Here is a 14976-nt window from a genome sequence, read left to right as displayed (position 1 = left end):
CGCCCTCCCCGCGTCACACCGCCAGTTCGGCGACGTCCTCCTTCGGCGCCTCCGGGGCCTGCGCGCCGCCCGCCTTCTTGTTCCGCAGCACCACCGCCGCCAGCAGCGCCGCCGCCAGGACGCCCGCCGCGCTCACCGTCAGGGTGGTGGACATCGCCGAGGTGAACGCCTCCCGGGCCGCGTGGGCCAGGCCCGCGTCGCCCTTGGCCCCGGCCTCGGCCAGCGCGCCGACGATCGACTGCGAGGCCTGCTCGGAGCTGCCCGCCGGCATCTTGTCCGCGTAGCCGCTCGCCAGCAGCGAGCCCAGGATCGCGATGCCGAGCGCGGTGCCCGCCTGCTGGATGGTGTCGTTCAGGGCCGAACCGACGCCCGCCTTCTCCGGCGGGATCTCCCCCATCAGCGCACCGACCGCGGCCGGCATCGCGAGGCCGGCGCCCAGGCCGAGCAGGGCCAGCGCCACCGCCGGGACGGTGAAGCCGGTGTCCGCGTCGACCGTGCTGAGCAGGACGAACGAGCCGGCCATCATCGCCATGCCGACCAGGACCAGCGGCCGGAAGCCGACCTTCGCGGTCAGACCGGCGCCCGCGCCGTTGCCGACCAGCGCGGCGACCGCCATCGGCACGAAGGCCAGGCCCGCCTTGACCGGCGAGTAGTCCAGCACGAACTGCAGGTACTGGGTGAGCACCAGCAGCAGGCCGCCGTTGCCGATCTGGACCAGGGTCAGCGAGAGCGAGCCGCCGCTGAAGTTGCGCTTGCGGAAGAGCGCCAGCGGGACCATCGGCTCCGCCACCACGTTCTGCCAGACCACGAAGCCGCCGAGCGCCACGACCGCCACCACCAGGGAGACCAGCGAGTTGCCACCGAACGCGCCGTGCTTCGGGATCTCGATGATCCACCAGATCAGCGCGGTCATGCCGACCGCCGAGAGGACCGCGCCCAGCGGGTCGGGCTTCTGCCACGGGCCCCGGGACTCGGGCATCAGGACCAGGGCGGCGGTGATCGCCAGCACCACCACCGGCACGTTGATGAAGAAGATCGAGTGCCAGGAGAAGTGGTCGATCAGCACCCCGCCGAGCACCGGGCTGCCGACCAGGCCGAGCATCGAGACCGACCCCCAGGCCGCCATCGCCTTGCCGCGCTCGTCCTCCTCGAAGACGGTGATGAGGATCGACAGGGTCGAGGGCATGATCAGCGCCCCGCCGACGCCCATCGCCACCCGGCTCGCGATGACCTCCCCGGGGTTGGTGCAGAGCGTCGCCGCCAGCGAGGCCGCCCCGAAGAGCAGCAGGCCGATGATCATGACCTTCCGCCGGCCGAACCGGTCGCCGAGGCTTCCGGAGGTCAGCAGCAGGCCCGCGAAGACCAGGATGTAGGAGTCGAGGATCCACTGCGTGTCCTGCGCGGTGGCCTTCAGGTCCTCGGTCATCGACGGCACCGCCACGGTCAGCGCCATGCTGTCGACCACCAGGACGAGCGTGCTGAGGCACAGCACGATCAGGATCCACCAGCGCCGCGGGTTACGGCCTTCCATGTTTTCTTCCCCTCCGAAGTACGACACTGCGAACGATGTTCCGTCGATGCGCACACTGTACGCATGGAGGAACAGTGTGCGCAATCCTGTTTCCTGTACGCTGCCTGCGAACGGTGTACGCAGGAATTTCGCCCCGCACCGATGCCCCCGAAGGAGGACCGGCCGATGGCCGCCAAGTCGAATCCGATCCCGTCCGTGTGGGCCCGCCCGCAGCGCGAGCCCGAACAGCCCGCGCTCAACCGGGACGCGATCGTCCGCGAGGCGATCGCCGTGCTCGACGCCGACGGGGTCGAGGCGCTCTCGATGCGCAAGCTCGGCGCCCGCCTCAACGCCGGCGCGACCTCCCTCTACCGGCACGTCGCCACCAAGGACGAGCTGATCGAACTCGCGCTGGACGAGGTCTTCGGCGAGATCCCCGTCCCGGACCCCGGCGCCTCCGACTGGCGGGCCGACATCACCGCGACCTGCCAGGCCTTCCGGGCCACCACGCTGCGCCACCGCTGGCTGGGGTCCGTCATCGGCCAGGCCGGACTCGTCTACCTGGGCCCCAACCTGGTCGCCATCTCCGAGCGGATGGCCGCGCTGTTCTCCGCAGTCGGCTTCCCGGAGCCGTCCCGGGCCATCGAGACCGTGCTCTCCTACGTCCTCGGGATGAGCACCTCGGAGGCCGCCTTCCTGACCACGGTGATGCGCAGCGGCCGAACCGAGGCCGAGTTCATCGCCGGACTGATGCCCTCCGCCCAGGAGGCGGTGGCCGGGCACGAGTTCCTCGCCGAGGCTTTCGCCGACGCCGCGGCCGACGCCGCGGCCGCCGCGGACCCGGCCACCCTGCGGAACGCGAAGTTCGACTACGGCCTGGACGTCATCCTCGACGGACTGGCGCTCCGCCTGCCCGGCCGGCAGGGCGACTCCTAGCGGACCCGGCCCGCGCAGCCCCGGCCGATGCCGACGGTGGCACCATAGGTGGCACCATGAGCGCCATCCACGGCACCAGCGGCACCGGTGGCACCGACGACACCGGGGCCGCGAACTCCGGGTCCGCCCACGAGCGCGTGGTGGAGGTTGTCGATGTGCGGCGTGCGATCCATGGCCAGAGCATGGCACATCAGTGATGCCATGTCGAGCCTTTTTGGCACCATCAAGTGATGCCACTCGGCCAGAACGTGGCACCAGCGGCATGCCGAGGGCCCCGCCGGCGCTCGCCGACGGGGCCCGAAGGAGCGGAAAACCTCAGGTCAGCCCTGACGCCACCGCGTCAGGTGGGCGTCGATCTCGCCCGCCAGCCGGGCCTTGCCCGACACATCGAGGAAGGACGCCTCCACCGCGTTCTTCGCCAGCGCGGCCACCCCGGCCTCGTCCAGGCCGAGCAGCCGGGCCGCCACCGCGTACTCGGTGTTGAGGTCGGTGCCGAACATCGGCGGGTCGTCGCTGTTGACGGTCACCAGCAGCCCGGCGTCGACCATCCGCTTGATCGGGTGGTCCTCGATCCGCTCCACCGCGCGGGTGGCGATGTTGGAGGTCGGGCAGACCTCCAGCGGGATCCGGTGCTCGCCCAGGTGGTCGAGCAGCGCCGGGTCGGCGACCGCCTGGGTGCCGTGGCCGATGCGCTCGGCGCCGAGCACCCGCAGCGCGTCCCAGACCGTCTCCGGCCCGGTGGTCTCGCCCGCGTGCGGGACGCTGCGCAGGCCGGCCGCCCGCGCCCGGTCGAAGTACGGCTTGAACTGCGGGCGCGGGACGCCGATCTCCGGACCGCCGAGGCCGAAGCTGACCAGGCCCTCGGGAGCGAGGTCGACGGCGAGCCGGGCGGTCTCCTCGGCGGCGGCCAGGCCGGCCTCGCCGGGGATGTCGAAGCACCAGCGGAGCACCACCCCGAGGTCCTTCTCGGCGCGCACCCGGGCGTCCTCGATGGCCTCCATGAAGGCGACGTCGGGGATGCCCCGGCTGACCGAGGAGTAGGGAGTGACGGTCAGCTCCGCGTAGCGGATGTTCTGCCGGGCCATGTCCTCGGCGACACCGTAGGTCAGGGCTCGGACGTCCTCGGCGTCGCGGATCAGGTCCACCACGCTCAGGTAGACCTCGATGAAGTGCGCGAAGTCGGTGAAGGTGAAGTACTCGGCGAGGGCCTGCGGGTCGGTGGGCACCTTGGCCCCGCCCCGGTGGCGGGCGGCCAGCTCGGCGACCACGCGCGGCGAGGCCGACCCGACGTGGTGGACGTGCAGTTCCGCCTTGGGCATCGCGGCGATGAACGCCTCGATGGAGCGGTCCGCGGGGGCCGCGAGGGCCGCGGGAGCGCTGGCACTGGGGGTTCCGATCCGACTTCCGTCCGGCTGGACCACGGTGGGTGCCCTTCTTCTCTGAGGCTGAGGTCTGAGGTCTGAGGTCTGAGGTCTGAGGTGAGGATCTACGCGCGTTTCTGGTGGTGCAGGAAAGGATAAGCAGCCCGGGCTCAGCCGCCGAGCGCGACCGCCACGGTGTGGATCAGCAGCCCGGCCAGCGCACCGACGACCGTGCCGTTGATCCGGATGAACTGGAGGTCCCGCCCGACGTTGGCCTCGATCTTGCGCGAGGCGTCCTCGGCGTCCCAGCCCGCCACCGTCTCGGAGATCAGCGAGGTGATCTCGGTCCGGTAGGTGTCGACCAGGTACTGGGCGGCGTCCTGGAGCCAGCCGTCCACCTTGGCCTGGAGCTTCGGATCGGTGGCCAGGCGCGTGCCGAAGCTGCGCACGCCCTCGCGGATGCGCCGGCGCAGCTCGCTCTCCTCGTCCTCCGCGGCGTTCAGCACCAGCGAGCGGACGGCGGCCCAGGTGGAGGCGATGAGGTCCTGCACCTCGGGCCGGGCGAGCAGTTCGCCCTTGGCCCGCTCGACCCGGGCGATGGTCTCCGGGTCGGTCTGCAGCTCGGTGGCGAAGTCGGCGAGGAACTTGTCGATCGCGCCGCGCGCCGGGTGCTCCTGGTCGTCCCGGATGTCGGTGACGAAGCGCATCAGCTCCTTGTAGACCCGCTCGCCGACCTGGTGGTCGATGAACTTCGGGGTCCAGCCCGGGGTCTTCTGGGTGACCCGCTCGACCACCTCGGCGTGGTTGTCGGTGAGCCAGTCGTGCGCCCGGACCGCGATCAGGTCGACCACCCCGTGGTGGCCGCCGTCCGCGACCACCTTGCCGAGCATCCGGCCGGCCGGCTCGGCGACCGAGGTGGCGGCGGCACGGCGGGTGACCGCCTCGGCGACGACCGCCTGCACGTCGTCGTCGCGCAGCACCGCGAGCACCCCGCGCAGCGCCGCCGAGGCCTCCTTGGTGACCCGCTCGGCGCTGCCGGGCGCGGCCAGCCACTCGCCGAGCCGCCGGGCGATGCCGAGCGCGGCGAGCCGGCCGCGCACCACGTGTCCGGAGAGGAAGTTCTCGCCGACGAAGTCGCCGAGCGAGCGGCCGAAGGCGTCCTTCTTGGTCGGGATGATCGCGGTGTGCGGGATGGGCAGGCCGAAGGGGCGGCGGAACAGCGCCGTCACCGCGAACCAGTCGGCCAGCGCGCCGACCATGCCGGCCTCGGCGGCGGCGGCCAGATAGCCCGCCCAGGCGCCGGCGCCGGCCGCCTTCGCCCAGGTGGCCAGGGCGAAGACCAGGGTCGCGAGGGCCAGCAGGCCGGTCGCGATGGTCTTCATCCGGCGGACGCCGCGTCTCTTCTCCTCGTCGGCCGCGGTGAACCGCATTCCGGGGCCGGTCCCGCTGAAGGCTTCGTCGCTCACCCCGCCAGTCTGCCCGCTGCCCGGCGCGAACGGACGGCGCGCCCGGGTAACGCGTGCCCCGCCGGTGCCGCGCCCGCCGGCGTGCGGCCCTCCCGGACCCGAGGAGGTCAGCGCGGAGGTCAGCGCGGAGGTCAGCGCGGACGCGGCGTCACGCGCCCCCGAGCACGATCCGGCGCACCCCGGCCACGCCCGTCCAGCGGGCCGGATCGGTGCACCGTCGGCCGTCCAGCAGCACCCGGACGCCCGGCAGATCGGCCGGGGCCAGCTCCCGGTACTCCGGGTGGTCCGCCTGGAGCACCGCCGCCACCACCGGCTCTCCGGCGTACGGGGGCAGGCCCAGCGCCGTCAGCTCCGCCGCCGGGTACAGCGGATCGGCCACGTACGGCCGGGCCCCGGCCGCGCGCACTGCCTCCACCAGCGGGAACACCCCCGAGTACGCGGTCTCCTTGACCCCGCCCCGGTAGGCGGCCCCGAGCACCAGCACGCCCTGCCCGGCGAGCCCGCCGTCCAGCGCGCCGTCCAGCACCCCGACCGCGTACGCCGGCATCTCCAGGTTGGCCGCCCGCGCCGCGCCGACCACCGTCGCCGAGGGGTCGTTCCACAGGTAGAGCCGCGGGTAGACCGGGATGCAGTGGCCGCCGACCGCGATGCCCGGCCGGTGCAGATGGCTGAACGGCTGCGAGTTGCAGGCGTCCGCGACCGCCGCGAAGTCCACCCCGATCCGGTCCGCGTACCGGGCGAACTGGTTGGCGAGCGCGATGTTGACGTCCCGGTAGGTGGTCTCGGCGAGCTTGGCGAACTCGGCCGCCTCGGCGGACTCCAGCTCCCAGACGCCGTTCGGCCGGCCGAGGGCGTCCAGGTCCGGACGCGGGTCGAAGTCCAGCACCGCCCGGTAGAACGCGGCGCCGCGCCGGGTGGCGGCCGGGTCGGTCCCGCCGACCAGCTTGGGGTAGCGGCGCAGGTCGGCGAAGACCCGGCCGGTGCGCACCCGCTCCGGGCTGAAGACCAGCGCGAAGTCCCGGCCGGGGACGAGGCCCGAGCCGGCCGCCAGCCGCGGTGCCCAGCGACCCCGGGTGACGCCGACCGGCAGGGTGGTCTCGTAGCTGACCAGCGTGCCCCGGCGCAGCCCGGCCGCGACGGCGTCGGTGGCGGCGTCGAGCAGGGCGAAGTCGGGGGCGCCGTCGGCGGTGGTGACCAGCGGGACGACCAGGACGACGGCCTCGGCGCCGGCGACGGCCGCCGCGGTGTCGGTGGTGGCGCAGAGCCGTCCCCCGGCGACCACCCGCTTGAGCGCCTCGTCCAGGCCGGCCTCCCGGGGGAACGGCGGCCGGCCCTGGTTGACGGCCTCGACGACCGGCGGGGCGAGGTCGGCGCCGGTCACCCGGTGGCCCTTGGCGGCGAACTGCACGGCGAGCGGCAGGCCGAGCTTGCCGAGGCCCACCACGCAGACGTCGAGCGGCCGGTCGGCGGGCGGCCGGATGACGAGCGGGGTCACCGGCCGCCCCCGTTCGCGGCGGAGCCGGACCGGGCCACCGCGTTCGCCAGCCGGCGCCAGGCCGGGTGGCGGCGCAGCCGCCGGCGCACCCGGACCGGCACCGCGCCGCGCCACAGCTGCTGCACCAGGGTGGGCGGCGGCGCGGCCGGTTCGCCCGGGGGCTCGGCCGCCTCGGCGGACGGCCCGGGCGCCGCGAGCGCCTCCTCCCCCAGCAGGAACAGCGCGTCCGCCAGTTCCGGCAGGCCGCCCCGGAAGGCCGGGTAGCCCGCGTACCGGCGCCGCACCCCGTCCGCCCCGTCCTCGGTCACCACCGGCGGCGCGCCGTGCTCAGCCTCGTACCCGATCAGCTCGCACAGCGCGCCGTACTCCCCGCGGGCGGCCAGCTCCAGCCGGACCCGGTCCGCCGCGGCGAGCCGGTGGTACACCTCGTGGGCGGCGAAGCGCCGGACGAGTTCGCCGACTCCGGCGACGACCTCCTCGCGCTGCCCCGCGTCGAGCGCCAGGAGGTCGGACCCGAGCAGCTGCGGCACCTCCCAGCCGAAGTGCCGCGCCCTGATCGCGTCCAGCTGCCCGCCGGGCGCGGCGAGTTCGGCGGCCACCCACTGCACCGCCGCGACGCCCCGGATCCGGTCCAGCGCCCCGGCCCGCTGGGTGACGTTGCCGCGGTCCTCGCGCAGCACCAGGAAGTAGTGGTCGTCGTCGGCGAGCACGGAGATCCGGCGGGCGCGCAGGCAGGCGGCGAGGGTGAAGGGCTGGTCGGAGTAGACCTTGAGCTCCTCCTTGCGGGCCAGGTTGTGCCGCCGGAGGAGGTCCAGCCGGAACAGCTTGGTGTCGGCGAGCGCCCAGGCGAGGGCCGAGTCCTCGAAGCCGACCGAGGCGCGGGTGGCGTCGAAGATGCCCTGCGGGACCAGCCGCCCGTTCACCCCGACCTGCTTGGGGATCAGCACGTCCGACTCCCAGGCGTCGGCGGCGGTCACCATCCGTTCCAGGGCCTCGTCGCCGAGCCAGTCGTCGGCGCCGAGGAAGAACACGTACCGGCCGCGGGCCAGCGCCAGGCCGCGGTTGGTCGGGGCGGCCGGGCCGCCGGAGTTGGCCTGGTGGACCACCGTGAACAGCCCGGGGTGCCGGCCCGCGTAGGCGTCGAGCAGCTCGCCGCCGCCGTCCGTGGAGCCGTCGTCGACCGCGACCACCTCCATGCGCGCGGGCCCGATGCTCTGCCGGACCAGGGAGTCCAGGCAGGCGGTCAGGTACGGCAGGGTGTTGTAGACCGCGATCACCACGGTCACGTCGGGTACGGTCATCGGGCGCTGCCCTCCGGTGCGCGGGTCGCCAGGACGGTGCCCGGCGCCGCGCCGCCCGTGGAACGGGACGGGCGGCGCGGCGCCGGGCGATGAAACGGTCAACTAGGCGGCGCGGCACGGGGTCACGTCCGCCACCCGCACGAGCGAGCGACACCGGACGCCCGTTCCCCGGTCGAAGGCTCAGCCGATGGCGGCCTCCGCGTACATCCGGGCGATCACGTCCTCGATGGCGGGCTCGCGCACCGAGAGGTCGACCAGCGGGTAGCGGGCGGCGACGGCCGCCACCAGCGGGGCGGCGCTCTGCTGGGCCGGGAAGGCCAGCCACTGGCGCGGGCCCTCGACCCGGACCACCCGGGCGCCGGGTACCTCGATCGGCGGCCCGGCCTCGGCCAGGTCGACGACCAGGGTCCGCTCGCTGTCGCCGACCGCGTGCAGGCCGTCGAGACCGCCGTCGTAGACGACCCGGCCGTGGTCGATCACCATGACCCGGTCGCAGAGCTGCTCGATGTCGGTGAGGTCGTGCGTGGTGAGCAGCACGGTGGTGCCGCGCTCGCGGTTGACCTCGCGCAGGAAGTCGCGCACCTTGCCCTTGCTGACCACGTCCAGGCCGATGGTCGGCTCGTCCAGGTAGAGCACGGCGGGGTCGTGCAGCAGGGCGGCGGCGAGGTCGCCGCGCATCCGCTGGCCGAGCGAGAGCTGGCGCACGGGCGTGTCGAGCAGCGCGCCGAGGTCGAGCAGTTCGACGCAGCGTTGCAGGTTGGCGCGATATCGGTGCTCGGGGATCCGGTAGAGCCGGCGGGCGAGTTCGTAGGAGTCGCGCAGCGGGAGGTCCCACCAGAGGGTGGTGCGCTGGCCGAAGACGACGCCGATCCGGCGGGCCAGCGCGACCCGTTCACGGGCCGGGTCGACGCCGGCGACGCGCAGCCGGCCGGCGGTGGGGACGAGGATGCCGGTCAGCATCTTGATGGTGGTGGACTTGCCGGCGCCGTTGGGGCCGATGTAGCCGACGCACTCGCCGGCCCGGACGGTGAAGGTCAGTCCGTCGACGGCGCGCACCTCGCGCTTCTCCCGCTTCAGCCGGCCGGCCTTGGCGCGGACGGTGAAGGTGCGGCGGACGTCGTCGAGTTCGATCAGTGTCATGGTGGTTCCCAGGTCCAGAGGGGTGGAGGGGTCAGCCGCCGGCGCCGCGGTAGGCGCGCAGTCCGATCCGCCAGACGAGGCCGGCCGCGGCCAGGGAGAGGACGGCGGCCAGGGGCGAGGCGAACTGGAAGGCGGTCGGCAGGCCCAGCGGGTCGGGCTTGTCCAGGATCCGCAACGCGGGCAGCCAGTTGACGAAGGCCAGCGGCACGCCGAAGACGGTGCCGGCGACCAGCTCCTTGGCGAAGACGGTCGGCGGGTAGTGCAGCAGGGTGGCGCCGCCGTAGGTGAAGGAGTTCTGCAGTTCCCTGGCCTCGCCCCACCAGAACTGGAGGCTGGCGAAACCGATGAAGACCGCGCTGAAGATCAGGGTGCCGCAGACCACCAGCACGGGGACCAGCAGCACCCGGTCCCACGTCCAGTGGGTGTCCAGCGCGGCCAGTGCCCAGGCCAGCACGGCCGCCGCCTGGAGGGGCCGGCCGAGCCGGCGCAGCGAGAACCGTTCGGCGCAGAGCTGGGCGAGCGCGGGTGCGGGCCGGACCAGCATGACGTCGAGCGTGCCGGTGCGGATCCGCTCGCCGAGGGCGTCGATGGAGCCGACGAAGAGGTTGGCCAGGCCGAGGGCGAGGGCCGAGGTGCCGTAGAGGAAGCCGAGTTCGGACAGGTTCCAGCCGCCGAGGCTGTCGGTGTGCCGGAACATCAGGATGATCACCACGAAGTCGAGGAAGGTGACCACGAGGTTGGCGCCGAGCATCATCACGAACGAGGCCCGGTAGGACATGATCGCCCTGGTCCACATGCCGGCGACGAGCCACCAGGAGCGCAGCGCCCAGGCCGTGCGGGCGGTCAGCGGCTCACGGGCGGTGCCGGGCAGCGGCTCACGGGTCATGACGGCCTGGTCAGCCACCCTGGACCACCACCTTGCGGGTCGCCAGCAGCTGGAGCAGCCGGCCGGCCGCGAGCAGCACCACGGCCCAGGCGAGCTGGAAGCCCAGCGCGCCGAGCAGTTCGGTGCCGGTGGCACGCTCCAGGAAGACGTCGGTGGGCACCTTGATCAGGGCCGCCCAGGGCAGCAGCGGGGCGAGGGTGCCGAGCCAGCCGGGGAAGAGCGCGAGCGGCAGCAGCATCCCGGAGAAGAACAGCGACACCACCATCAGCACCGACTGCACGCCCTCCGAGTCGTGCAGCCAGAAGCCGGTGAGCGAGACGAGGAAGCGCAGCCCGAAGCTGACCACCACCGCGAGCAGCGTGGCGAGCAGGAACGCCGGCCAGGTCAGCGGGTGTTCGGGCATCCGGGTGTGGAAGACCAGGGCGCCGGCGAGCGTCGGCGGCACGCCCCGGGCGAGCAGTTCGAAGCCGGCCCGGCCGAGGTCGGTGGCCAGCCACCAGCCCTGGAAGTCCACCGGCCGGTAGAGGTCGATGGCGATGTCGCCGCTGCGGAAGCGCTCCTGGACGTCGTCCTGGAAGCCGCCGCCCATGACGGCGACGGTGGCCAGCAGGGCCTGACTGACCCAGATGTAGGTGACGGCGGCGGCCTCGTCGTAGCCGCCGAGGCCGGGGCGGGCGTGCCAGAGGGCGAGGAAGGTGTAGGCGAGGATGAAGCCGAAGACGGTGTTGGTGAAGGCGCCGGCCAGGGTGGCGGCCCGATAGGTGGAGAAGCGGCGGAAGGCGCCGCGGACGACGGCGGCGTACAGGAGTAAGGCGGCCCGCGCGCCGCCGGGAGCGCCGTCGGGATCGGGGGGACGGAGCTCGGCCTGCGGTGGCCCAAGCCTCTGCATATTGTCTCCTTATCGACAAATGGCGGTACAGGGAGACCCCTGTCCGCGCGGCAGCGCATGCCGGACCGGCTCCGACCGCCTTCCCGGGGGGCCGGGACGGTGGGCGGAGCTCGAACCGGGCCTCGGCCCGAAGTGGCCGCGCTATCTGGTTTGCACCTTTCACCGTACTGCGGCGGGATCCCTCGCGCACCCGGTTTTCCCACCACCCGGACGGAGTCGCCCCGGCCCCTGATCCTCGGTCAAATAGCACATAATCTCGGCATGACCCTGAGCACCGGCCGCCGGGCCAGACGGGCCGCCCGCCGCGAGGCACGCCGCGCCCTGCCGTTCTGGCGGCGGCTGCTGCCCACCTGGCGGATCGTCCTCGGCGCCGTCCTCGCCGCGCTGCTGCTCGCCGTCGGCGCCTTCGCCGTGCTCTACGTCATCGTGCCGCTGCCCGACCCCAACGCCCAGGCGGTCGCCCAGAGCAACGTCTACCTCTACGCCGACGGCGTCACCGAGATCGCCCGCACCGGCGCCGTCAACCGCACCGACGTCACCATCGACAAGGTCCCGGTCCCCACCCGGCAGGCCGTCGTCTCCGCCGAGGACCGCACCTTCTACCAGAACCGCGGCATCGACCTGAAGGGCATGGTCCGGGCCGGCTGGAACACCCTGACCGGCCAGGGACTGCAGGGCGGCTCCACCATCACCCAGCAGTACGTCAAGAACTACTACCTCACCCAGAGCCGGACCATCGAGCGCAAGGGCCGCGAACTCCTCATCGCCCTCAAGGTCGACCAGCAGCGCGGCAAGGACGAGATCCTGGCCGGCTACCTCAACACCAGCTACTTCGGCCGCGGTGCCTACGGCATCCAGAGCGCCGCGCGCGCCTACTACGGCGTCGACGTCTCCGAACTGACCCTCCCGCAGAGCGCCTACCTCGCCGCCCTGCTCCAGGCCCCCAGCGCGTACGACGTGAAGACCGCCACCCCCGCCAACCGCGAGAAGGCCGTCGCCCGCTGGCACTACACCCTCGACGGCATGGTCCAGCTCGGCTTCCTCAGCGCCACCGAACGCTCCTCCCTCACCTTCCCCGACCCGATCGACCCGCAGCCCGCCAGCGGCCTGGCCGGCCAGGCCGGGTACCTGGTCGGCGTCGCCGACGACTACCTGGTCGGCAGCGGCATCCTCGACGGCGCCACCCTCAAGGCCGGCGGCTGGCGCATCACCACCACCTTCGACCGGACGAAGCAGGACGCCTTCGCGCACGCCGTCCACGACGAGCTCACCGAGGAACTCGACCCCACCGCCCGGCCCGACACCGACAGCGACGTCCGGGTCGCCGGCGCCTCCGTCGAACCCGCCACCGGCCGCGTCGTCGCCGTCTACGGCGGCCCCGACTACGCCGAGCAGCCCTACAACGACGCCCTGCGCCAGGACAACCAGATCGGCTCCACCTTCAAGCCCGTCGACCTCGCCGCCGGCCTCACCTCCAACCACAGCAGCGGCGACGGCCGCCCGATCACCACCGAGACCCGCTACGACGGCACCAGCGAACGCCCCGTCACCGACGGCCCCACCCCGTACGCGCCGCCCAACGAGGACGACATCGACTACGGCCCGATCAGCCTGCGCCAGGCCATGGTCAAGTCCGTCAACTCGGTGTACGCGCAGGTCGGCGTGGACGCCGGGCTCGGCCACGTCCGGGAGACCGGCATCCGGCTCGGCATCCCCGCCGACGTCCCCGGCATGGACCCGGCCAACACCTCGATGACCCTCGGCACCGCCACCCCCAGCGCCCTCGACCTGGCCGGCGTCTACGCCGCCCTCGCCAACCACGGCGAGGCCCACCGGCCCTGGGCGGTCGCCGGACTGGAACGGATCACCCCCGGCACCGGCCCCGTCGAGCCGCCGGAGCTGCCCGCGCACAACACCACCGCCGCCCTCGACCGGGGCACCGCCGACGCCGTCACCGATGTGCTGCGCGACGTCATCAGCCCGCGCGGCACCGGCTCCGCCGCCCTCGACCTCGGCCGGCCCGCCGCCGGCAAGACCGGCACCACCGACGCCAACCTCTCCGCCTGGTTCGCCGGCTTCACCCCCGAACTCGCCACCACCGTCGGCCTCTTCCGGGAGAACCCGAGGACCCACGCCAAGGAACCGCTGGCCGGCACCGCCGGCTACGCCCGGATCAACGGCGGCGCCTTCCCCACCCGGATCTGGACCGCCTACATGAGCGACGCCCTGGAGGGCACCCCCGTCCAGGACTTCGAACTCGAACCCAGCGAGGGCAACGGCCGCCCCGGCACCGGTGTCCCGACCGGCGCCCCGAGCGGCACCCCCACCACCGCCCGCGCCTCCGCCACCCCGACCGCCCCCTCCTCGGCCCCGGACCCGACCGGCGGCCACGGCGGCACCGTCCAGGCCCCGGCGGCACCGGCCGCACCGGCGGCCCCCGCGGCCCCGGCCGTACCCAGGCGGCCCACCACGGCCGGCACCGCACCGGCACCCGACCGGACCAGCGCCGCCCCCGAGCCGTCCGCCCCCGTGGCCCCCACCGCCGCGGCCTCCGCGCCACAGGAGTCCGCACCGCCGCAGCCCACCCCCGGCACCCGGCCGACCGCCGACCGGCCCACCGCCGAACCGCCGTCCACCGCCCCCGGCAAGACCTCGGACCCGACCCGCACCCCGGCCCCGCCGATTCCGCCGGTCCCGCCGACCGGCACCGGCAAACCCCCCGCCACACCCCAGCCGGCCACCTCGACCCCGGCCTGACAGCCCGGGCCCGGCTCCACCGCCTGGGGCCCGGTCCGGCGACTCAGGCCGCCAGCTCGCGCTCCAGCGGCGTACGGAACCGCGGCGTCACCCGAACCGCTCCCAGCCACCCCGCCAACCGCTCCGCCTCCACCGCGACCGCCGCCCGCGCCTCGGCCCCCGCGTCCTCGAACAGCCGCCACACCACCTCGCCGTCCGCCCGCTGCGCCCAGCCGCCGACCACCCGGCCGCACCACCACACCGTCGGCCCCGCGTTCCCCGCCCGGTCGAACAGCGCCGGCACGTCCTCGGGCCGCAGGTACCAGTCACGGCCCCGCCAGCCCATCACCGCCGGATCCAGCGCCGGCAGCAACGCCGCCCACGGCTCCGGCTCCGCCACCGGCCCCTCGTCCCCCGGCAGCACCAGGCCCGCCGCACCACCCGCCGTCGTCACCTCCACCGCGCCCACGTCGGCCAGCGCCTTGCGCACGTCCCCCAGCGTCCAGCCGGTCCACCACTTCACGTCCTCGACGCCGCCCGGCCCGTACCGCGCCAGCCAGCGCCGCACCACCTCCGCCTTGGCCTCCCGCGCCGGCACCTCCGGCCACGGCGCCACCGGCGCCCACGGATAGCTGCTGCTCAGCCACGACCCGCGCGGCCGGCACCGCCGGACGTGCCCGTCCGAGGCCAGCAGCCGCAGCAGCCGGCTCCCCACGCTCTGCTTCGCCTCGTACGGCTTGCCCGCCGACATCAGCATCGTCTCGCGCAGCGCCGGCACGTCCGCGCCCAGCTCGGCCGTGGTCGCCTCGCCGCGCACCGCCAGCGCCGCCAGCACCGCCCGCTGGGTCTCGTCCAGCCGCGCCTCGTCCCACCCCTCGGCGAAGTCCGCGAGGTGCTTCAGCAGCGTCGCCCGCTCCTTGGCCGCGATCTGCCGCGCCGCCGCCGCGCTCACGTACGGCGCGAACTCCTCGGTCACCGCGAAGATCGTCCGCCGCATCGACAGCAGCTTCACCAGCGAGACCTCGTCGTACAGGGCCCGTTCGACCTCGGCCGCCGACGGCTCGCGCAGCCGCGCGCACGCCGACAGGTACACCGTCGCGGCATCGGTGGCGTGCAGCCCGACGACCGCGTCGGCCACCTCCTCCACCCGCGCCGCCCGCCCGGCGGGCGCCAGCAGCAACCGCCGCCCCAACCGCGCCCGCCGCTGCCCGTCGTCGACCTGGACCGCCCCGTTGCTCACCATGGGCGGATCCTAG

The 14976-nt window shown here is 74.0% G+C and carries 12 protein-coding genes; 3 read left to right on the top strand and 9 right to left on the bottom strand.

From position 1 onward, the window contains the following. Nucleotides 1-13: 13 nt before the first annotated feature. Nucleotides 14-1531, bottom strand: coding sequence for an MFS transporter (locus tag ACFU9E_RS20835; protein WP_380684147.1), 1518 nt, complete (start codon nucleotides 1529-1531; stop codon nucleotides 14-16). Nucleotides 1532-1696: 165 nt separating this feature from the next. Between ACFU9E_RS20835 and ACFU9E_RS20830 the strand changes: the two genes are divergently transcribed. Further along, nucleotides 1697-2446 (top strand): TetR/AcrR family transcriptional regulator, encoded by a 750-nt coding sequence (locus ACFU9E_RS20830; protein WP_380684146.1) that lies wholly within the window; start codon nucleotides 1697-1699, stop codon nucleotides 2444-2446. A gap of 56 nt (nucleotides 2447-2502) precedes the next feature. Further along, on the top strand, nucleotides 2503-2643 hold the full coding sequence (locus ACFU9E_RS20825) for a hypothetical protein (protein WP_380684145.1): 141 nt from the start codon (nucleotides 2503-2505) through the stop codon (nucleotides 2641-2643). A 123-nt stretch (nucleotides 2644-2766) separates the two neighbouring features. Here the strand turns inward: ACFU9E_RS20825 and ACFU9E_RS20820 are convergent, their stop codons facing one another. The 7 genes from ACFU9E_RS20820 to ACFU9E_RS20790 all read right to left on the bottom strand — a co-directional run bounded on the left by ACFU9E_RS20820 (nucleotide 2767) and on the right by ACFU9E_RS20790 (nucleotide 10984). Further along, nucleotides 2767-3786 carry an adenosine deaminase gene (locus tag ACFU9E_RS20820; RefSeq protein WP_380684155.1) on the bottom strand — a complete coding sequence of 340 codons (1020 nt, stop codon included), beginning with the start codon at nucleotides 3784-3786 and terminating at the stop codon, nucleotides 2767-2769. Nucleotides 3787-3977: 191 nt separating this feature from the next. Continuing rightward, the gene (locus ACFU9E_RS20815) at nucleotides 3978-5273 is read right to left on the bottom strand and encodes a DUF445 domain-containing protein (RefSeq protein ID WP_380684144.1); all 1296 of its coding nucleotides are present in this window, start codon (nucleotides 5271-5273) and stop codon (nucleotides 3978-3980) included. A gap of 148 nt (nucleotides 5274-5421) precedes the next feature. Next, the gene (locus ACFU9E_RS20810) at nucleotides 5422-6768 is read right to left on the bottom strand and encodes a nucleotide sugar dehydrogenase (protein WP_380684143.1); all 1347 of its coding nucleotides are present in this window, start codon (nucleotides 6766-6768) and stop codon (nucleotides 5422-5424) included. Continuing rightward, nucleotides 6765-8069, bottom strand: a complete 1305-nt coding sequence (locus ACFU9E_RS20805; RefSeq protein ID WP_380684142.1) for a glycosyltransferase family 2 protein — start codon at nucleotides 8067-8069, stop codon at nucleotides 6765-6767. Before ACFU9E_RS20805 ends, ACFU9E_RS20810 begins: the two co-directional genes overlap by 4 nt. A 180-nt stretch (nucleotides 8070-8249) precedes the next feature. Beyond that, entirely contained in the window at nucleotides 8250-9209 is a 960-nt protein-coding gene (locus ACFU9E_RS20800; RefSeq protein WP_380686806.1) for an ATP-binding cassette domain-containing protein, read from the bottom strand. Nucleotides 9210-9240: 31 nt separating this feature from the next. After that, nucleotides 9241-10113 carry an ABC transporter permease gene (locus ACFU9E_RS20795; RefSeq protein WP_380686804.1) on the bottom strand — a complete coding sequence of 291 codons (873 nt, stop codon included), beginning with the start codon at nucleotides 10111-10113 and terminating at the stop codon, nucleotides 9241-9243. Continuing rightward, nucleotides 10106-10984, bottom strand: coding sequence for an ABC transporter permease (locus ACFU9E_RS20790; protein ID WP_380686802.1), 879 nt, complete (start codon nucleotides 10982-10984; stop codon nucleotides 10106-10108). The genes ACFU9E_RS20795 and ACFU9E_RS20790 overlap by 8 nt, the downstream gene beginning before the upstream one ends. A 261-nt stretch (nucleotides 10985-11245) precedes the next feature. Between ACFU9E_RS20790 and ACFU9E_RS20785 the strand changes: the two genes are divergently transcribed. Continuing rightward, the gene (locus tag ACFU9E_RS20785) at nucleotides 11246-13741 is read left to right on the top strand and encodes a transglycosylase domain-containing protein (RefSeq protein WP_380686800.1); all 2496 of its coding nucleotides are present in this window, start codon (nucleotides 11246-11248) and stop codon (nucleotides 13739-13741) included. Nucleotides 13742-13784: 43 nt separating this feature from the next. On the opposite strand, the gene ACFU9E_RS20780 is transcribed toward ACFU9E_RS20785, so the two are convergent. Continuing rightward, nucleotides 13785-14963, bottom strand: coding sequence for a winged helix DNA-binding domain-containing protein (locus ACFU9E_RS20780; RefSeq protein ID WP_380686798.1), 1179 nt, complete (start codon nucleotides 14961-14963; stop codon nucleotides 13785-13787). Between the last annotated feature and the right edge of the window lie 13 nt (nucleotides 14964-14976).

Source organism: Kitasatospora sp. NPDC057595, from assembly GCF_042800875.1.
In the GTDB taxonomy this organism is placed as follows: domain Bacteria; phylum Actinomycetota; class Actinomycetes; order Streptomycetales; family Streptomycetaceae; genus Kitasatospora.
This window is presented reverse-complemented; position numbering and strand designations above follow the sequence as displayed.

Bases quoted from the DNA above. Each gene is read 5' to 3' on its own strand.
- ACFU9E_RS20835 (WP_380684147.1), bottom strand. From the start codon at position 1,531: ATGGAAGGCCGTAACCCGCGGCGCTGGTGGATCCTGATCGTGCTGTGC.
- ACFU9E_RS20830 (WP_380684146.1), top strand. From the start codon at position 1,697: ATGGCCGCCAAGTCGAATCCGATCCCGTCCGTGTGGGCCCGCCCGCAG.
- ACFU9E_RS20825 (WP_380684145.1), top strand. From the start codon at position 2,503: ATGAGCGCCATCCACGGCACCAGCGGCACCGGTGGCACCGACGACACC.
- ACFU9E_RS20805 (WP_380684142.1), bottom strand. From the start codon at position 8,069: ATGACCGTACCCGACGTGACCGTGGTGATCGCGGTCTACAACACCCTG.
- ACFU9E_RS20800 (WP_380686806.1), bottom strand. From the start codon at position 9,209: ATGACACTGATCGAACTCGACGACGTCCGCCGCACCTTCACCGTCCGC.
- ACFU9E_RS20790 (WP_380686802.1), bottom strand. From the start codon at position 10,984: ATGCAGAGGCTTGGGCCACCGCAGGCCGAGCTCCGTCCCCCCGATCCC.
- ACFU9E_RS20785 (WP_380686800.1), top strand. From the start codon at position 11,246: ATGACCCTGAGCACCGGCCGCCGGGCCAGACGGGCCGCCCGCCGCGAG.
- ACFU9E_RS20780 (WP_380686798.1), bottom strand. From the start codon at position 14,963: ATGGTGAGCAACGGGGCGGTCCAGGTCGACGACGGGCAGCGGCGGGCG.